Genomic DNA, 18099 nt, shown 5'->3' with positions numbered 1-18099 from the left:
CGCGGACGGCTCCGCCAATGGCTGAGGCTCGCTGTCCATCTGTGATGACACTACGTCAACAGCCCTTCCCCGCCGAGTGCTTCCAGTGATTCCGCACATCATCTTCACCCCTGGGCGAGCGACCTCCGCGGCGCCCCGTCCATCACGTCCGGCGGCCGCGCCGACCACCCGCAACAGCCACCCCCGACGGCCACGTCGCACCGGCGTCGGACCGGCCCCGGACAACCGAACGGCCCGCGCGGACCAGAGGTCCCCACGGGCCGTTCAGCGCTGTCCGGACAACCCTCCGGCGGGGTTCACCACCTGACGGGCGGCACCGCTCAGACGGCGGCGAACGCACCCTCCAGGATGTCCAGGCCCTCGTTGAGGAGGTGCTCCGGCATGACCAGCGGCGGCAGGAAGCGCAGCACGTTGCCGTAGGTACCGGCGGTCAGCACCACCAGACCCTCGGCGTGGCACGCCTTGGCGATCGCCGCGGTGGCCTCCGCGTTCGGCTCCTTGCCACCCGGCTTCACCAGCTCGACCGCGATCATCGCGCCACGGCCGCGGACCTCGCCGATGCGGACCCGGTCGGAGTCGGCGAACTTCTCCTGCAGAGCGCGCAGGCGGCCCAGCATGACCTCGCCGATCCGCTGCGCCTTGCCGTTGAGGTCCAGCTCCTTCATGGTCTCGATCGCGCCCAGCGCCGCGGCACAGGCCACCGGGTTGCCACCGTAGGTGCCGCCCAGGCCACCCGCGTGCGCGGCGTCCATGATCTCGGCGCGACCGGTCACCGCGGCCAGCGGCAGACCGCCGGCGATGCCCTTCGCCGTCGTGATCAGGTCCGGCACGACACCTTCGTCGTCACACGCGAACCACTGGCCGGTTCGGCAGAAGCCGGTCTGGATCTCGTCCGCGACGAACACGATGCCGTTCGCCTTCGCGAACTCCACGATCGCCGGCAGGAAGCCCTTGGCCGGCTCGATGAAACCGCCCTCGCCCTGGATCGGCTCGATGATGATCGCGGCGACGTTCTCCGCGCCGATCTGCTTCGTGATGACGTCGATCGCCTGCGCGGCAGCCTCCGCCGCACAGTTCTCCGCACCCGTCAGCCAGCGGTACGGGTAGGCCACCGGCACCCGGTGGATGTCCGGGGCGAACGGGCCGAAGCCCTGCTTGTACGGCATGTTCTTCGCCGTCAGACCCATGGTCAGGTTCGTACGGCCGTGGTACCCGTGGTCGAACACCACGACGGCGGTGCGCTTGGTGTACGCGCGGGCGATCTTCACCGCGTTCTCGACCGCCTCGGCGCCCGAGTTGAACAGCGCGGTGCGCTTGTCGTGGTCACCCGGAGTGAGCTCGTTCAGCTGCTCGGCGACCGCCACGTAACCCTCGTACGGGGTCACCATGAAGCACGTGTGGGTGAAAGCGGCCAGCTGCTCGCTCGCCCTGGCCACCACGGCCTCGGCACTGTTGCCGACATTCGTCACGGCGATGCCGGAACCGAAGTCGATCAGCGAGTTGCCGTCCACGTCCTCCAGCACACCGCCGTTGGCACGGGACACGTACACCGGCAGGGTGGTGCCGACACCGGCCGCCACCGCACCCAGCTTGCGGGCCTGCAGCTCCAGCGACTTCGGACCGGGGATCGCGGTGACCAGGCGGCGCTCCTGCGGGAGCGGCGTTGCGGCGCTCATGGGGTATCTCCAGACTTCTCGGCTCGGTGATTCGCAGGCTACGGCCGCCCTCCCCGACCGGGCATGCGCCACTCGGTAGCAGTGCGCCGCCCGACTTGTCCGGCACGGCCAGCGGCGGCGGCACGACTACCCGCAGACCCCGCTCCACTACCCTGAGCACGGGCGTGTCGCCGGTACGGCGGCATGGGTATGGCGGCACCGACGGCGGTCGGGCCGGGCGGGCGAGGGAGCGGGGCCGTACATGGCACAGGACGGGTCACACCACGACGGCGAGCGCACCGCCACCAGACCCCCGACCCCCCTACCCCACCAACGACCCGGCACAGCCCCGGACGGCTCCTTCGACCTGCCCACCTGGGCCTGCGCCCCGCGCCCCGAAGCCGAGCCGGGCATCTACCGGCTCGGCTACCGCCGGATCGACCCGGAGCGGGCGGAGGCGGCCAAGGTCGCGACCTGGCCCCTGCTGCTACGGGCGGGGCTCAACGCGGTGGTGGCGTGGTTGGCCTTCGTATACGGGGTCGAGTTCGCCACTGCCGGAACGACGATGATCGGTGTCCTCCCGTCGCAGTCGGCCTTCGTCGCCACATCGGTGGTCCTGACCTTGAACGCATTGGTCCTTGCCGTCGTCATCAAGATCTTCGGCCGGATGGGCCGCTGGCCCGAGGTGTGGCGCCGGTACGCTGCCCCGTTGCTGTCGCGGACGGTGACGCAGGAGCAGCGCGCCGAGGAGGACGCCCCGGCGGTCGAGACGGTTCGGCGGCAGGATCCGTGGGACGGGCTGCGGCAGGGCGGTGCCTGGGAGGCGGCCGCGCGGCTCGATGGGGAGGCCGTGGGGGACGTCGACTACGTGCGGATCCAGCGTGCCTGGGAGTCCGCGCAGGCGGATCCCGTGTTCGTGCCCGCGTTCGCCGAGCAGGTGGCCGCCCGGGGTGCGGCGGCTTTCGCCCATCCGTCGGAGGCGCGTGAGCTGCCGGGCCGCGGGGAGCAGCACGATCTGCTGCTCGGCCAGGTCCGGTTGGGTACCGCGCAGGACGTGCCGAAGAACCCGTTGAGCCATCGGGCGTCCGGGTTCGCCCTGGAGCCGGCGTTGCTGGGCACCTCGGTGTTGGCGGTGGGGCCGGCCGGGACGGGGAAGACCGCGCGGTTGGCCCGGCCGGTGGCCGAGGCTCTGTGCTTGCAGGCGTTGGCCGGTACGGCGTGTGCGGTGGTGGTGGGGGCGGCGGATGCCGATCTGGGCCCGGATGCCTGGTACGACGTGGTGATCGCGCCCGGGGACTCCTCCTCGGTGTACGGCCTGGACCTCTACGGTGCCGCGCAGAACGCCGACGAGGCTGCGGCCCGGCTGGCGGAGGCGCTGTTGCCGGATGAGCTGACCGCCCGCGCGGAGATTGCCCGCACCGCGCTGCAGCAGGTGGTGGGTCCGTTCCACGCCGCGTACGGGCGCTACCCGGGGGTGCGCGAGTTGCGGGCGCTGCTGGCCGGTGATCCGGACGCGTTGGCGGCTCTGGTGAAGGCGCTCGGTACGGCCGGTCGACTGGCCGTCCACGAGCGGGACCTGGAGTACCGCGAGCGCCAGCGGGACCGGGCGGACGACCCGGGGGCGCTGCTGGCGGACCGGCTGGCGCTGCTGGACCGGCCCGCCTTCGAGGGTGCTTTCACGACTGACGGCACCGGCCGGCCGCCGTTCGCGATGCGGGTGCTGGACCACCCGCTGCGGGTGCGGGTGAAGCTGCCCGAGCGCAGTCACCCGGAGGCGGCCCGGATGCTGTCCCGGCTGGTAGTGGGGCAGTTCGTGCAGGCGGCGGGGGCGCGCGAGGACCGCTCGCTGTTCGCCGGCCTGGTGGTCGACGACGCCTCGGCGGCGCTGGACGCCGCCGCGGTGCGCGGGCTGCAGCGGATGCGTGGGGCGAACGCGGGTGCGGTGCTGCTGCTGCGGACGCTGGTGGACCTGCCGGAGGCGCTGCGGGCGCCGTTGTTCGGCGCGGTCGGCTGCCGGATGGCGTTCCCGGGGATCGCGCCGTGGGACGGGCGGCTGTTCTCGGAGGCCTGGGGTACGCACCTGGTGCGGGAGACCGCGGTCACCCACACCCCCGACACCTCCGGGGGCGTGATACGGCGTGCGGGCCGGGTGGGGCGGAAGGCGTTGTCGGGGACGACGGCGCAGACGGAGTCGGTGACGACGCGGGAGGTGGAGCGGTTGCGGTGGTCGCCGTCGGATCTGGCGCACGCGTTGCCGGCGGGGCATGCGGTGGTGTCGTTGACGGCGGTGTCGGGGGAGCAGGTGCCGCCGTTGTTGGTGGATCTTCGGGGGTGAGGCGAGGCCGGGTCGGAAGTCGCCTTCGAGGTGGATTCGGCAGTGCGGGTTGTCCGGGGCGTCCATAATGAAGGGGAGAGACCCTCACCAGTCCCACGTCCCTCTCCCCCCTCTCCTCGCCCGGCCGCAACGGCGCGGTCAGGTCGATCGTTCGAAGGTGCCATGCCCCCCACACTCGCCTCCGTCGTCCGCAACAGTTCGCTCCATCTGACGGTTCTCGCCGGCGCGGACCATCTGGAGCGGCCGGTCCGCTGGGTGCACACCAGTGAGCTGGACGACCCGACGCCGTTCCTCGAGGGTGGTGAGCTGCTGCTCACCACCGGGATCAAGCTGGGCCGTACGGCGGCGCGGTTGCAGGCGTACGTGCACCGGCTGGCCGATGCCGGGGTGGTGGGGTTGGGGCTCGGGGTGGGGTTGTCGCACACCGAGGTGCCGCAGCCGTTGGTGGATGCGGCGGCGCAGCGGGGGCTGCCGTTGTTGCGGGTGCCGGAGCCGACGCCGTTCATCGCGATCAGCAAGGTGGTGTCGGCGGCGCTGGCGGCGGAGCAGTACGAGGCGGTGACGACCAGTTTCGAGGCGCAGGAGGAGTTGACCCGGGCGGCGCTGGGCAAGGACGGCACGACGGCGGTGGTGCGTCGGCTGGCGGCGCGGCTGGGGGGCTGGGCGGCGCTGTACGACGGGTCGGGCGCGTTGTCGGTGGTGGCGCCGGATTGGGCGGCGCGCCGGGCGGGGCGGTTGGCGGCGGAGGTGGACCGGTTGCGTCGGCGGCCGGCGCCGTCGAGTGCCGCGTTGCAGGGGCGGGCGCCGGGGATAGACACGGCGGACGAGGACTACGTGGTGGTCCAGTCGCTGGGGGCGGATCGGCGGGCGCGGGGTTTCCTGGCGGTCGGGACCGAGGACCGGATCACGCCGACCGAGCGGTACGTGCTGAACGCGGCGGTGGCGCTGCTGACTTTGACGCTGGAGCGGTCGCGCGAGCTGCGGCAGGCGGAGGAGCGGATGGGTGCGGCGCTGCTGCGGATGGTGCTGGCGGGTGAGGTGGCGACGGCCCGGCAGGTGGCGGTGGGGCTGTTCGGCGGCATGCCGGAGGGGACGATAAGGGTTCTGGTGGCCGGGGCGGGGCCGACGGCTGCGGATGCGGCCGAGGCGCTCGGGGAGTTGGGTGACCGGGCGGAGCAGGCGGGTGCCCGGGTGGGCGAGAAGCTGCTGGTGGCGCGGGAGGACGGCGTGCACGGGCAGCGGCTGATGGTGCTGGCGCTGGACAACGGCGCGGTGCACCGGGCGTGTCTGGGTGCGGTGGAGGAGCACGAGGGGCTGTCGTTGGGCGTCTCGGCGCCGGCCGCGTTGGAGGAGGCCGGGGCGGCGCACGCGCAGGCCGAGCGGGCGCTGGCGGTGGCTCTGCGTGGTGGCCGCCGGTCGGTGGACCACGAGGAGGTCGGCGCGGGTTCGCTGTTGCCGCTGTTGGGGGAGGACGCGGTGACGGCGTTCGCGGAGGGGTTGTTGCGGCCGCTGCGCGAGCATGACCGGACGGCTCGCGGTGATCTGGTGGCTTCGCTGCGGGCGTGGCTGTCGAGGCACGGGCAGTGGGACGCGGCGGCGGCCGATCTGGGTGTGCACCGGCACACGCTGCGGTACCGGATGCGGCGGGTGGAGGAGTTGCTGGGTCGTTCGCTGGACGACACGGATGTGCGCATGGAGTTGTGGCTGGCGCTGCGCTCCGGCGAGGAGTAGCGGACCCGGCCTGGACGCGGTGGAGTGGCGTCGGGGCGGAACGCTCCTAGTCGGCCAATCCGGTCGGCGTGTCGGCGCCCCTACTCTCGGGTTCTGGTCCCACGTCCGTGCGGGCCGTACGACGACGAGGAGAGGGCCGGTACCACGGTGACCACCACGTACGATTTCTGGCTGGCCGGCCGCCGGGCGAGCGGTGACGCCGACTTCGAGGTGCACAACAGCTGGGACGGCCGTCTGGTCGGCAGGGTGAGCGTTCCGACCGAGGCGCAGGTCGAGGAGGCGCTGGACGCCGCCGTCGCCGCGCTGCCGGTGTTCGCCGCCACGGCGGCGCACCAGCGTGCCGCCGCCCTGGACCACGTGGCGAAGCGGCTGGCCGAGCGTACCGAGGAGATCGCCCGGCTGATCACCGCGGAGAACGGCAAGCCGATCAAGTGGGCCCGTGGCGAGGTCGGCCGCGCGGTGTCGGTGTTCCGCTGGGCTGCCGAGGAGGCGCGCCGCACCAACGGCGAGACGATGCGCCTGGACACCGACCCGGGCGGCGTGGGCCGCTTCGCGGTGGTGCGCCGGTTCCCGCGCGGTGTGGTGCTGGGCATCGCCCCGTTCAACTTCCCGCTGAACCTGGTCGCGCACAAGGTCGCCCCGGCGATCGCGGTCGGTGCTCCGATCATCCTGAAGCCGGCCCCGGCGACTCCGCTGTCGGCGATGGTGCTGGGCGAGATCCTGGCCGAGACGGACCTGCCGGCCGGCTCCTGGTCGATCCTGCCGGTGCCGAACGACCGGATGCCGGCGCTGGTGCAGGACGGGCGCCTGCCGGTGATCTCGTTCACCGGTTCGGACAAGGTCGGCTACCAGATCATGGACTCGGTGCCGCGCAAGCACTGCACCCTGGAGCTGGGCGGCAACGCCGCGGCCGTGGTGCTCGCCGACTGGTCCTCGGAGGCCGACCTGGACTGGGCGGCGACCCGGATCGCGATGTTCGCGAACTACCAGGGCGGCCAGTCCTGCATCTCGGTGCAGCGGGTGATCGCCGACGCGTCGGTGTACGACGCGCTGGTGGAGAAGGTCGTGGCCAAGGTCAGGGCCCAGGTCACCGGTGACCCGAACGACGACGCGACGGACGTCGGCCCGCTGGTCGACGAGAACGCCGCCAAGCGGGTGGAGTCCTGGGTGGAGGACGCGGTCGCCAAGGGCGCCAAGGTGCTGACCGGCGGCACCCGCGAGGGCGCGACGTTCGCCCCGACCGTGCTGGCCGAGCTGCCCGCGGACGCGATCCTGGCCAAGGCCGAGGTGTTCGGCCCTGTCCTCTCGCTGCACCGGGTGGACGGCGTGGAGGAGGCCTTCGCGGCCGTCAACGACTCGGCGTTCGGCCTGCAGGCGGGCGTGTTCACGCACGACCTGCAGACCGCGTTCCGTGCCCACCGGGAGCTGGAGGTCGGCGGTGTGATCATCGGCGACGCGCCGTCCTACCGCGCCGACCAGATGCCGTACGGCGGCGTCAAGGACTCGGGCGTCGGCCGTGAGGGTGTCAAGTACGCGATGGACGACTACACCGTCGAGAAGGTCCTGGTGCTGACGGGCCTCGACCTCTGATCGGCCACGACCTCTGACCGATTGCCGGAGGGCCCGGTTCGCACGTCGAACCGGGCCCTCCGTCGTGTTCAGCCGTCGTGCCCGGCCGCGGCCGAGACCGCCTCGTCGACGGTGGCGTTCCCGGCGACCAGTTCGAGGGTCAGTCCGGCGGTGCCGGGCTCGTGCAGCAGGGCGGCCAGGACGGCGGCGACGTCGGCCCGGTCCACCGCGCCGTGCCCGGTCGAGGGGGCGAGCCGGACCAGGCCGGTGCCGGGTCCGTCGGTGAGCCGCCCGGGGCGCAGCACCGTCCAGTCCAGCGTGGTCCGGGCGCGGACCGCGTCGTCGGCGGCGCCCTTGGCCTGCAGGTAGGTCTGGAAGACGTCGTCGGAGGGGTGGTGGGCGTCGGCGTCGGCGCCCATCGAGGAGACGATCACGTACCGGCGGACGCCGGCGAGTTCGGCGGCGTCGGCGAGCAGGATGGCGGCGTCGCGGTCGACGGTGTTCTTGCGGGCGGTGCCGCTGCCCGGTCCGGCGCCGGCGGCGAAGACCACCGCATCGGCGCCGGCCAGCAGTTCGGCCAGCCGGGGGGCGGTGGTGGCCTCCAGGTCGAGCAGCAGCGGCTCGGCTCCGGCGTCGATCAGGTCCTGGGCCTGTTCGGGGCGGCGGATGATCCCGGCGGGGTGGTCGCCGCGTTCGGCGAGCAGCCGTTCCAGTTTCAGCGCGATCTGTCCGTGGCCTCCGGCGATGACGGTACGCATGGCTCCGACGGTAGCCGGTGGGGTGCCGGGTCGTCCTGGGGAAGGACTGGGGAGTCCTGGGCGTGGTCGCGGACAGGACACAATGGGCGCATGACTTCGCTCGCCCACCCGCAGCTGCGCTTCACGCCCACCGTGGCGGACCCCTCCGGCCCCCGGGAGCTGGTGATCCTCGGGTCCACCGGTTCGATCGGCACCCAGGCCATCGACGTGGTGCTCCGCAATCCGGACCGCTTCCGGGTGGTGGCCCTGTCGGCGGCCGGCGGCCGGGTGGAGCTGCTGGCCGAGCAGGCGCTGCGGCTGGGCGTGCACACCGTGGCGGTGGCCGATCCGGCGGCGGTGCCGGCGCTGCGCGAGGCGCTGGCCGCGAAGGCGGCGGGCCGTCCGCTGCCGGCCGTGCTGGCGGGGCCGGACGCGGCGACCGAGCTGGCCGGGATGGAGTGCCACTCGGTGCTGAACGGCATCACCGGGTCGATCGGGCTGCGGCCGACACTGGCCGCGCTGGCGGCGGGCCGGGTGCTGGTGCTGGCCAACAAGGAGTCGCTGATCGTCGGCGGCCCGCTGGTGAAGGCGGTGGCGAAGCCGGGGCAGATCGTGCCGGTGGACTCCGAGCACGCGGCGCTGTTCCAGGCGCTGGCCGGTGGCACCCGGGCCGAGGTGCGCAAGCTGGTGGTGACGGCGAGCGGCGGCCCGTTCCGCACCCGCTCCCGCGAGCAGCTGGCCGGGGTGACGCCGCAGGAGGCGCTGGCGCATCCGACCTGGGCGATGGGCCCGGTCGTCACGATCAACTCGGCGACCCTGGTCAACAAGGGCCTGGAGGTGATCGAGGCGCACCTGCTGTACGACGTGCCGTTCGACCGGATCGAGGTCGTGGTCCACCCGCAGTCGGTGGTGCATTCGATGGTGGAGTTCACCGACGGTTCGACGCTGGCGCAGGCCAGTCCGCCGGACATGCGGATGCCGATCGCGCTGGGCCTGGGCTGGCCGGAGCGGGTGCCGGACGCCGCCCCGGGCTGCGACTGGACGAAGGCCGCTTCCTGGGAGTTCTTCCCGCTGGACGACGAGGCCTTCCCGGCGGTCGAGCTGGCGCGGGAGGTGGGCACCCTGGGCGGTACCGCCCCGGCGGTGTTCAATGCGGCCAACGAGGAGTGTGTGGAGGCATTCCTGAAGGGCGGCCTCGCCTTCACCGGAATCGTGGACACTGTTGCCAAGGTCGTGGCCGAGCACGGGCAGCCGGGCAGCGCGGTGGCGGCGTCGGGAACTTCCCTGACGGTGGAGGACGTCCTGCACGCGGAGGACTGGGCGCGTGCCCGGGCCCGCGAGCTGGCGGCGGGCTGACGGCCGCACGTGCGGTACGACGAGACGATGAGCGGAGCGGCATGACGGAGGACCAGCGGTGGCAACGGTTTTGACGGTGGTCGGCATCCTGGTCTTCGTGATCGGGCTGCTCATCTCGATCGCCTGGCACGAACTCGGCCACCTCTCCACGGCCAAGCTGTTCGGCATCCGGGTGCCGCAGTACATGGTCGGCTTCGGCCCGACCGTCTGGTCGCGCCGCAAGGGCGAGACCGAGTACGGCATCAAGGCGATCCCCTTCGGCGGGTACATCCGGATGATCGGGATGTTCCCGCCGGGCGATGACGGCCGGATCACCAAGCGCAGCAGCTCGCCCTGGCGGACCATGATCGAGGACGCCCGCGAGGCCTCCTACGAGGAGCTCCAGGAGGGCGACGAGCAGCGGCTCTTCTACACCCGCAAGCCCTGGAAGCGCGTCATCGTCATGTTCGCCGGGCCGTTCATGAACCTGATCCTGGCGTTCGGGCTGTTCCTGACCGTCATGATGGGCTTCGGCGTCTCGATGAACGTGCCGACGGTCAGCACCGTCGCCCAGTGCGTCGTCAAGGCGGGCCAGCCCACCGACAACTGCCCGGCGGACGCCCCGCAGACCCCGGCCGCCCAGGCCGGACTGAAGGCCGGGGACAAGATCGTCTCCTTCGACGGCGACCGGATCCGCACCTACGACCAGCTCCAGGCGGACATCCGCCGGTCGGCCGGCCGGACCGTCCCGGTGGTGGTCGAGCGGGACGGGCAGAAGCTCACCCTGAACCCGACCATCGCCGTCAACGACGTCCAGAAGTACGACGGGAACAACGTCCCGATCAAGGGCCGGACCGTCCAGGCCGGGTTCCTCGGATTCACTCCCGCGAGTGGTGTGGTCCGGCTGGGCTTCGGGCAGTCCGTCGACCGGATGTACGACATGGCCGAGAACGGGGTGAAGTCGCTGGTCGCCCTGCCCGGCAAGATCCCCGGGCTGTGGAACGCCGTCGTCGGCGACGCCCCGCGCGACCCGGACTCGCCGATCGGCATGGTCGGAGCCGCCCGGGTGAGCGGCGAGGTCTTCTCGCTCGACATCCCCGGCACCCAGCGGATCGCGTTCTTCGTGAACCTGCTGGCCGGCATCAACCTGTCGCTGTTCCTCTTCAACATGCTGCCGCTGCTCCCGCTGGACGGCGGCCATGTCGCCGGCGCGGTCTGGGAGGCGGTCCGGCGCCGCTTCGCACAGCTGTTCCGCCGGCCCGACCCGGGCCCCTTCGACGTCGCCAAGCTGATGCCGGTGGCGTACGTCGTGGCCAGCATCTTCATCGGCTTCACCCTGCTGGTGATGGTCGCGGACCTGGTGAACCCGGTGAAGATCAGCTAGGACGTTCGGGTACGGCGGGTGTGCTGGGGCCCGTTGCCGTGCCGTACCGTGGAGGCCGGGTGCGCGATCGTCAGCGCGCCCGGCCTCGGCCGTCCCAACGGCCGGGCGGTCGACCACACCTCAACCCCGGGGAACCCTGCGCACATGACCGCGATCTCGCTCGGTATTCCGTCCCTGCCGCTCAAGCCGCTTGCCAAGCGCCGCTACTCCCGGCAGATCATGGTCGGCAACGTGCCGGTCGGCGGCGACGCCCCCGTCTCGGTCCAGTCGATGACCACCACGGTCACCTCGGACATCAACGCCACGCTGCAGCAGATCGCCGAGCTCACCGCGTCCGGCTGCCAGATCGTCCGGGTGGCCGTGCCGTCCCAGGACGACGCCGACGCGCTGCCGATCATCGCCAGGAAGTCGCAGATCCCGGTCATCGCGGACATCCACTTCCAGCCGAAGTACGTCTTCGCCGCGATCGACGCCGGCTGTGCGGCGGTGCGCGTGAACCCGGGCAACATCAAGGCCTTCGACGACAAGGTCGGTGAGATCGCCAAGGCGGCCAAGGGCGCGGGCGTGCCGATCCGGATCGGCGTCAACGCCGGCTCGCTCGACAAGCGGCTGATGGAGAAGTACGGCCGGGCCACCCCGGAGGCGCTGGTCGAGTCCGCGCTGTGGGAGTGCTCGCTGTTCGAGGAGCACGACTTCCGCGACATCAAGATCTCGGTCAAGCACAACGACCCGGTCGTGATGATCAACGCCTACCGCCAGCTCGCCGCCGCCTGCGACTACCCGCTGCACCTCGGGGTGACCGAGGCCGGGCCGGCCTTCCAGGGCACCATCAAGTCGGCGGTCGCCTTCGGCGCGCTGCTGGCCGAGGGCATCGGCGACACCATCCGGGTCTCGCTCTCCGCGCCGCCGGCCGAGGAGATCAAGGTCGGCAACCAGATCCTGGAGTCGCTCGGGCTGCGTGAGCGCGGCCTGGAGATCGTCTCCTGCCCGTCCTGCGGCCGCGCCCAGGTGGACGTCTACAAGCTCGCCGAGGAGGTCACCGCCGGCCTGGAGGGCATGGAGGTGCCCCTGCGGGTGGCCGTGATGGGCTGCGTCGTGAACGGGCCGGGCGAGGCCCGGGAGGCCGACCTTGGCGTCGCCTCCGGCAACGGCAAGGGCCAGATCTTCGTCAAGGGCGAGGTCATCAAGACCGTCCCCGAGTCGAAGATCGTCGAGACCCTGATCGAGGAGGCGCTCAAGCTCGCCGAGCAGATGCAGGAGGCGGGTGTCGCGGCGGGGGCGCCGACCGTCGTCGCGGGGGAGTGAGTCCCGCGTAGCCGTCCTGATCGCGCGGGAGTGCACGCGCGACGTTTTCCGGAAGCGGGGCCGTCCGTTCGCGGACGGCCCCGCGGCCGTAGCCGGGTGGGGCCACGGAGTAGGGTGCGGCCAGAGTCGTCTCAGTGAGGTGCTGTCTCGATGCTCGATCGAGGTGTGATGCTCCCGGGCTCCTTCCAGGCCGCCCGGGCCCTGGCCACCACCCGCGTGCTGGAGCCGTCCGACCTCGCGGACGTCATGGCGATCCTCCACCGTGACCCGGTCTCCAACGCCTTCGTCGCGACCCGGGTCGAGTCCGTCGGCCTCGACCCGTGGCGGCTCGGCGGGGAGATCTGGGGCTGGTACGACGGCAGCGGCGCGCTGGCCGCCCTCTGCTACGCCGGGGCGAACCTCGTCCTGGTCGATGCCGGGCCGGAGGCGGTCGCGGCGTTCGCCGAGCGGGCCCGCCGGCAGGGGCGGCGCTGCTCCTCGATCGTCGGGCCGGCGCAGGCCACCGCGGCGTTCTGGGCTCTGCTGGAGCGGAGTTGGGGGCCGCCGCGTGAAGTCCGGGCGCACCAGCCGCTGTTGGCCACGTCGGTGCCGTCGGCGGAGATCGCGCCGGATCCGCTGGTGCGCCGGGTGCGGCGCAGCGAGGTCGAGACGCTGATGCCGGCCTGCGTGGCGATGTTCACCGAGGAGGTCGGGGTGTCGCCGCTGGCCGGCGACGGGGGGCTCCTCTACCAGGCCCGGGTGACCGAACTCGTGGCCGCCGGGCGGTCGTTCGCGCGGTTCGGGGCGGACGGGCAGGTCGTCTTCAAGGCGGAGGTCGGGGCGGTGACGGAGGGCGCCTGCCAGATCCAGGGGGTCTGGGTGGCGCCGGAGCACCGCGGGCAGGGGCTGTCCGAGACGGGGATGGCGGCGGTCCTGGACATCGCGCTGCGGGAGGTGGCGCCGGTGGTGTCGCTGTACGTCAACGACTACAACCTGCGGGCCCGGGCGGCTTATCGGCGGGTGGGGTTCCGGGAGGTCGGGGCGTTCATGAGCGTGCTGTTCTGAGGGCTCCGTTCCGGGGAGTCCCGGGGGCGCCGGCCTGTTCGGATCTTCGGCCGCGGCGAGGGGCCGCTGGTAGTAACGTCCGGAGCATGGATCAGCTGACCGGGGTGACGATCGAGGCCATCGACCTTGCGGACTGGGCGCCGCAGGCGCTGGAGGTCCAGGCGGTGGCGTTCGGGCTCACGCCCGAGGAGGTCGCGGTACGGCTGCACATCGTCGGCCGGCACGCCGGGCAGCCCGGGGTGATCGCGTTCGGGGCGATCAGCGGGGGGCGGCTGGTCGGCTTCGGGTACGGGATGCCCAACCAGCGGGAGCACTGGTGGAGCACGGTGATCGAGCCGTACCTGACCGCGCGGGGCCACGAGGCCTGGCTGGACGGGGTGTTCGCCGTCACCGAGCTGCACGTCCTGCCGGAGTTCCAGGGGCAGGGGGTCGGCTCGCGGATCATCCGGACGCTGTGCGAGCGGTCGGGGCTGGACCGGAGCATCCTCTCGGCGATCGACGCGGAGACGCCGGCGCGGCGGCTGTACCGGGTGCTGGGGTACCGGGACCTGGCGCGGGCGGTGCGGTTCCCGGCGACGGACCGGCTGTACGCGGTGATGGGGGCGCGGCTGCCCCTGCGGCAGCCGGGCGCCTAGGGCTGCTGTCCGGGCCGGCGTCTCAGAGCGAGCCCGCGAGTTCGAGGTGGAGTTCGGCGTCCTCGCGGCGGCCCGCGGTGAGGGAGCGCAGGGCCAGGTCGACGGCGCGGAAGAGGGCCCAGCCGCGGAGGCGGTCCCGGTCGACGCCGAGGGCGTCGGAGAGCTGGTGGAGCCGGCGGCGGACGGCGGCGGGGACGCCGGGGGAGCCGAGCAGGGTGTCGGCGCGGTCCAGCGCGAGGCGGGCCAGGTCGTAGGCGCGCTCGCCGACGAGGGGGCGCGGGTCGATGGCCAGCCAGGGGGCGCGGTCGGCGGCGAGGACGTTGCCATGGTGGAAGTCGCCGTGCAGGAGGAAGGTCTCGTCGGCGGAGCCGGCCAGGCTCCGGGCGGTGTCCAGGGCCTCGTCGACCAGGGCCTGGGCCTCGGCGGCGGCGGGGTGGTCGCGGTGGTCCCCGACCCGGGCGGCGGCCGCGTCGACCTGCTGCGGGAGGGTGGGGAAGGGGTGTTCCCCGGGGAGTTCCACCCAGAGGCGGTGCAGCAGGCTGGTGGCCTCCAGCATGGCCTTGGGCTCGGCGAGGGAGCGGAGCGGGATCTCGCCGTGGAGGCGCTCCAGGAGGAGGACGCCCTCGGCGGGGTCGGCGTCGAGGAGGAGGACGGCGCCCCGGCCGGCCCACCGGCTGAGGGCGGCGTGCTCGTGGGCGGTCTCGGGGGTGAGCAGCCCGGCTTTGACCACGGCGGGGGAGAGGTCGTCGCGGTGGACGTACGCGATCAGGCTGAGGCTGCCGCCGGGGTCGAGGGTGCGTTCCAGGGTGAGGTCCCAGTCGGCGAGGTGGGCGGCCGTCCTGGCGGGCAGGGTTGCGAGCCATCGGCGGCCGGCCTCCCCGTGGGCGGCGGTGACGGTGTCCGTCAGCCAGGTGGGGACGGTGATGGTGGGTGCGGCTCCCGACATGGGTCCATTGTCGGGGGTCGCGGGCGGGTTTTCAGCTGCTGGTGGGCGCGGGGGTGGGGGCTTGGGCGGGGATGCCGGGGAACGGGGTGTCGGGGGCGCCCCAGCGGCGGGCGCGGAGGGCGCACTCGCGCAGGGCGGTGGCGGCGGTGAGGCGGTGCGGGGTGGGGACGGCGGCGACCAGGTCGGCGTAGACGGTGGTCAGCCCGGTTTCGAGGTGGGCGGCGAGTTTGCCGGCGTCGGTGGGGGAGGCGACCGGGAACGGGAGTTGGTAGCCGCCGGCGGCGGGGACGGGGGTGGCGCCGAGGGAGGTGAGCAGGCGTTGCCAGGCGTCGCGTCGGGCCTGGTGGGCGGCGTGGGCGGTGCGGGCGTCGGCGCGCTGCTGGTCGTCGGGGAGGCGGGCGCCGACGACGCCGTACCCGTAGATGGCGGCGTGTTCCGCGCTGAGGGCGTTCTGGAGGGCGGTGACGGTTGCGGGGGCGGGAGTGGCGGTGGGGCTGGGGGAAGCGGAAGCGGTGGATTGGCCGGTGGCCGGTGGGGCGGGGTCGCCGAGGGCGGCCGCGTGGAGGGCGTGGGCGGCGGCGACGGAGGCGAGCAGCCGGGCGAGGGCCGGGCCGGCGGTGTCGAGGTCGGCGAGGTGGGACTCGGCGGTCTGGCGTTCCAGCGCGGCCAGGCCGACGGGGGTCGGGGGCGCGGTCGGCGTCGCGGAGGAGGTCGCGGGCGGGGACGGGACGGCGGTGGCGGGCAGACCTTCGGCGAGGGCCGCGCGGTGCCGGGCGTTCTCGGCCCGCAGGGCGGCGGGGGCCGCGGGCAGGGCGTCGTAGCCGACGAGGAGGGTGTCGGTGGCGGCGATCGCGCGGAGGCGGACGGGGGCGTCCGGGTCGGGGCGGGGGCCGGTGCTGCCGGGGGCCGGCCCGGCGGGGTCGGCGGTGCAGGCGGTCAGGGTGAGGAGTCCGAGGGACAGGAAGGTCCGTCGGCTGGGCGGCTGCATCGGGGTCACTCCGGGGCGTGGACGGGAGGACGGCCTCCGCGCCTGCCTCGTTGGCGTGAATGATTACAGAATCCCCACGATCCCGGGCCCGGTTCGGCGGTGACGGGCCCCGGACCGGCGGGTGTGAGCTTGCTCGCAGTGGGTGGGGTGCGAGCGGTCGGGGGCGGTCCGGAATCGGTGGTTGGGGGCTTCACCGGCTAGGCTTTGGGCCGAGCTGCCGTGACCCGGTGTGGCGCCGAGGGCGCGCGGCGACCTTCTGACAACAGCAGACGCGGCCGAGGAGTCCACCCGGATGAGCACCACCCACACCGACCGGCTGCGAGCGTTGCTGGAGCCGCTGGCCGTGCAGGCCGGACTGGACTTGGAGGACGTCAGGGTCACCAGGGCGGGCAGCCGCCGGCAGGTGCAGATCGACGTCGACACCGACGACGGCGTGGACATGGACGCCATCGCGGAGTTCAGCCGGCTGGTGGGCGAGGCCCTGGACGCGTCGGACCTGATGGGGGACGAGGCGTACCTGCTGGAGGTCGGTTCGCCTGGTGCGGAGCGGCCGCTGGTCCTGCCCCGGCACTGGCAGCGCGCGGAAGGTCGGCTGGCCAAGATCCACCTGGAGGACGGCGGGGAGCTCCTCGCCCGGGTGCTGGAGGCCGACGAGGACGGCGCGCTGGTCGAGGTGCAGCCGGTGAAGGGGCGCGGCCGCCCGAAGGAGCGCCGCCTGGCGTACGCCGAGGTGGCCCGGGCGCGCGTCCAGGTGGAGTTCAACCGCAAGGACGACGAGCTCCTGGACGAGGCTGCCGACTTCGACGAGGGGGACGACGGCGCCGAGTGACCTTCCGGTGCCGTACGACCATGACGAACGTGACGAAAGACGAGGAGGCGTAGCCGTGGACATCGACATGAGTGCCCTGCGCACGCTGGTCAACGAGAAGAACATCCCCTTCGACCTGCTGGTCGAGTCCATCGAGTCCGCCCTCCTCACCGCGTACCACCGCACCGAGGGCTCGCGCCGTCGCGCCCGGGTGCACCTGGACCGCAAGAGCGGCCACGTCACCGTGTGGGCGACGGAGGACCCGGCGGAGCTGGACGAGGGGGTCGAGCCGAAGGAGTTCGACGACACCCCGAGCGGCTTCGGCCGGATCGCGTCCAGCATCGGCATCCAGGTGATGATGCAGCGCCTGCGCGACGCCGCCGACGACCAGACCTTCGGCGAGTACGCGGGCAAGGAGGGCGACATCGTCACCGGTGTCGTCCAGCAGGGCAACGACCCGAAGAGCGTGCTGGTCGACATCGGCAAGCTGGAGGCCATCCTGCCCCCGCAGGAGCAGGTCCCGGGCGAGGACTACCGGCACGGCACCCGGCTGAAGTGCTACGTGGTGGCGGTGCGCCGCGGTGTCCGCGGGGCCTCGGTGACGCTGTCGCGCACGCACCCCAGCCTGGTGAGGAAGCTGTTCGCGCTGGAGGTCCCGGAGATCGCGGACGGCAGCGTGGAGATCGCCGCCATCGCCCGTGAGGCCGGCCACCGCACCAAGATCGCGGTCTGGTCGCGCCGTGCCGGGCTGAACGCCAAGGGTGCCTGCATCGGCCCGATGGGCGCCCGGGTGCGCGCGGTGATGGGCGAGCTGCACGGCGAGAAGATCGACATCGTCGACTGGTCGGAGGACCCCCGCGAGATGGTCGCCGCCGCGCTGTCCCCCGCACGGGTGACCAGCGTGGAGATCGTGGACGCCGTCCAGCGTTCCGCCCGGGTGATCGTGCCGGACTACCAGCTGTCGCTGGCGATCGGCAAGGAGGGGCAGAACGCCCGCCTGGCCGCGCGCCTGACCGGCTGGCGGATCGACATCCGGCCGGACACCGAGAGCCCGTCGGAGGACGGCGGCCGCCGTCCCGAATGACGGTCCGGGGAATCGATCGGCCGGTCGTCGGCGTTGTCGTAGCCGTCCCCGCGGGTCCTCCGGGATCAGCGGGGCGGCGCCATGTCGCTTCGGAGGGGTAGACTTGCCTTCGTCTGGCTGGACGCATGTCCGAGCACGCCCGGAACGCACCTGCGTGGGCTGCCGCAAGCGAGCGGCCAAGCACCAGCTGTTGCGTGTCACGGCGGTCGAGGGCGAGTGCGTCCCCGATCCCCGTGGCGCACTGCCGGGCCGGGGAGCTCACCTGCACCCCGATCCGGCCTGCCTCGACCTCGCGGTCCGCCGCCGGGCGTTCCCCCGGGCCTTCCGGCTCCAGGGCACGCTCGACACGGAGCGGCTCAGCGGGTTCATCGGGGAGCGGACAGGCGGAGCCTCCTAGTCGGGCCCCCTTCCGCGACGGCCGTCGCTCCACGCGGCGGAGAACCACCGCAACAAGCACAGCGCCCGGGTCACCGTGCGCCGTGCACCAGTCAGGTACCTCGCGATGTGGAAGTAGGTCGAGATTGCGATGAGCACTCGATGAGT

15 protein-coding genes are annotated in these 18099 nt (G+C 73.0%); 11 read left to right on the top strand and 4 right to left on the bottom strand.

The features are described from left to right. Positions 1-320: 320 nt before the first annotated feature. Positions 321-1676, bottom strand: coding sequence for a 4-aminobutyrate--2-oxoglutarate transaminase (gabT, locus tag AC0B61_RS31470; protein ID WP_471744995.1), 1356 nt, complete (start codon positions 1674-1676; stop codon positions 321-323). 241 nt (positions 1677-1917) lie between these two features. Here gabT and AC0B61_RS31465 point away from each other — a divergent pair, with 241 nt between their 5' ends. From AC0B61_RS31465 to AC0B61_RS31455, 3 genes are all read left to right on the top strand, one after another. Next, entirely contained in the window at positions 1918-3990 is a 2073-nt protein-coding gene (locus AC0B61_RS31465) for an ATP-binding protein (RefSeq protein WP_471744993.1), read from the top strand. Between the two features lie 162 nt (positions 3991-4152). Then, a complete protein-coding gene (locus AC0B61_RS31460; RefSeq protein WP_471744991.1) occupies positions 4153-5721 on the top strand; it encodes a PucR family transcriptional regulator in 1569 nt (522 codons plus the stop codon). Between the two features lie 147 nt (positions 5722-5868). Further along, positions 5869-7311 carry an aldehyde dehydrogenase family protein gene (locus tag AC0B61_RS31455; RefSeq protein ID WP_471744989.1) on the top strand — a complete coding sequence of 481 codons (1443 nt, stop codon included), beginning with the start codon at positions 5869-5871 and terminating at the stop codon, positions 7309-7311. A 68-nt stretch (positions 7312-7379) separates the two neighbouring features. Here AC0B61_RS31455 and AC0B61_RS31450 read toward each other — a convergent pair whose 3' ends face one another. Continuing rightward, positions 7380-8048 (bottom strand): NAD(P)H-binding protein, encoded by a 669-nt coding sequence (locus tag AC0B61_RS31450; RefSeq protein ID WP_471744987.1) that lies wholly within the window; start codon positions 8046-8048, stop codon positions 7380-7382. A gap of 90 nt (positions 8049-8138) precedes the next feature. On the opposite strand from AC0B61_RS31450, the gene dxr reads away from it, so the two are divergent. From dxr to AC0B61_RS31425, 5 genes are all read left to right on the top strand, one after another. Further along, positions 8139-9383 carry a 1-deoxy-D-xylulose-5-phosphate reductoisomerase gene (dxr, locus tag AC0B61_RS31445; RefSeq protein WP_471744985.1) on the top strand — a complete coding sequence of 415 codons (1245 nt, stop codon included), beginning with the start codon at positions 8139-8141 and terminating at the stop codon, positions 9381-9383. Positions 9384-9441: 58 nt separating this feature from the next. Then, on the top strand, positions 9442-10746 hold the full coding sequence (locus AC0B61_RS31440) for a M50 family metallopeptidase (protein WP_471744983.1): 1305 nt from the start codon (positions 9442-9444) through the stop codon (positions 10744-10746). A 144-nt stretch (positions 10747-10890) separates the two neighbouring features. After that, positions 10891-12051: a flavodoxin-dependent (E)-4-hydroxy-3-methylbut-2-enyl-diphosphate synthase gene (gene ispG / locus AC0B61_RS31435; protein ID WP_471744981.1), complete on the top strand. Its 1161-nt coding sequence runs from the start codon at positions 10891-10893 to the stop codon at positions 12049-12051. A gap of 168 nt (positions 12052-12219) precedes the next feature. Next, a complete protein-coding gene (locus AC0B61_RS31430; protein WP_471745019.1) occupies positions 12220-13095 on the top strand; it encodes a GNAT family N-acetyltransferase in 876 nt (291 codons plus the stop codon). Positions 13096-13181: 86 nt separating this feature from the next. After that, positions 13182-13730: a GNAT family N-acetyltransferase gene (locus AC0B61_RS31425; protein ID WP_471744979.1), complete on the top strand. Its 549-nt coding sequence runs from the start codon at positions 13182-13184 to the stop codon at positions 13728-13730. A gap of 22 nt (positions 13731-13752) precedes the next feature. Here AC0B61_RS31425 and AC0B61_RS31420 read toward each other — a convergent pair whose 3' ends face one another. Both AC0B61_RS31420 and AC0B61_RS31415 read right to left on the bottom strand, forming a co-directional pair. After that, complete coding sequence (locus tag AC0B61_RS31420) at positions 13753-14676, bottom strand: aminoglycoside phosphotransferase family protein (protein WP_471744977.1); 924 nt, start codon at positions 14674-14676, stop codon at positions 13753-13755. A gap of 31 nt (positions 14677-14707) precedes the next feature. Further along, on the bottom strand, positions 14708-15664 hold the full coding sequence (locus AC0B61_RS31415; protein WP_471744975.1) for a ferritin-like domain-containing protein: 957 nt from the start codon (positions 15662-15664) through the stop codon (positions 14708-14710). A gap of 292 nt (positions 15665-15956) precedes the next feature. Here AC0B61_RS31415 and rimP point away from each other — a divergent pair, with 292 nt between their 5' ends. From rimP to AC0B61_RS31400, 3 genes are all read left to right on the top strand, one after another. Next, positions 15957-16493, top strand: a complete 537-nt coding sequence (gene rimP / locus AC0B61_RS31410) for a ribosome maturation factor RimP (protein ID WP_471744973.1) — start codon at positions 15957-15959, stop codon at positions 16491-16493. 55 nt (positions 16494-16548) lie between these two features. Then, complete coding sequence (gene nusA, locus AC0B61_RS31405) at positions 16549-17556, top strand: transcription termination factor NusA (RefSeq protein WP_471744971.1); 1008 nt, start codon at positions 16549-16551, stop codon at positions 17554-17556. Between the two features lie 103 nt (positions 17557-17659). After that, the gene (locus AC0B61_RS31400) at positions 17660-17953 is read left to right on the top strand and encodes a YlxR family protein (RefSeq protein ID WP_471744969.1); all 294 of its coding nucleotides are present in this window, start codon (positions 17660-17662) and stop codon (positions 17951-17953) included. The last annotated feature ends 146 nt before the right edge of the window (positions 17954-18099 follow it).

The organism is Kitasatospora sp. NPDC023385, assembly GCF_055664045.1.
This window is presented reverse-complemented; position numbering and strand designations above follow the sequence as displayed.

Excerpts from the sequence above, each read along its gene's own strand:
- gabT (WP_471744995.1), bottom strand. The coding sequence starts at position 1,676 with ATGAGCGCCGCAACGCCGCTCCCGCAGGAGCGCCGCCTGGTCACCGCG.
- AC0B61_RS31465 (WP_471744993.1), top strand. The coding sequence starts at position 1,918 with ATGGCACAGGACGGGTCACACCACGACGGCGAGCGCACCGCCACCAGA.
- AC0B61_RS31460 (WP_471744991.1), top strand. The coding sequence starts at position 4,153 with ATGCCCCCCACACTCGCCTCCGTCGTCCGCAACAGTTCGCTCCATCTG.
- AC0B61_RS31450 (WP_471744987.1), bottom strand. The coding sequence starts at position 8,048 with ATGCGTACCGTCATCGCCGGAGGCCACGGACAGATCGCGCTGAAACTG.
- dxr (WP_471744985.1), top strand. The coding sequence starts at position 8,139 with ATGACTTCGCTCGCCCACCCGCAGCTGCGCTTCACGCCCACCGTGGCG.
- ispG (WP_471744981.1), top strand. The coding sequence starts at position 10,891 with ATGACCGCGATCTCGCTCGGTATTCCGTCCCTGCCGCTCAAGCCGCTT.
- AC0B61_RS31430 (WP_471745019.1), top strand. The coding sequence starts at position 12,220 with ATGCTCCCGGGCTCCTTCCAGGCCGCCCGGGCCCTGGCCACCACCCGC.
- AC0B61_RS31425 (WP_471744979.1), top strand. The coding sequence starts at position 13,182 with ATGGATCAGCTGACCGGGGTGACGATCGAGGCCATCGACCTTGCGGAC.
- AC0B61_RS31420 (WP_471744977.1), bottom strand. The coding sequence starts at position 14,676 with ATGTCGGGAGCCGCACCCACCATCACCGTCCCCACCTGGCTGACGGAC.
- AC0B61_RS31415 (WP_471744975.1), bottom strand. The coding sequence starts at position 15,664 with ATGCAGCCGCCCAGCCGACGGACCTTCCTGTCCCTCGGACTCCTCACC.
- rimP (WP_471744973.1), top strand. The coding sequence starts at position 15,957 with ATGAGCACCACCCACACCGACCGGCTGCGAGCGTTGCTGGAGCCGCTG.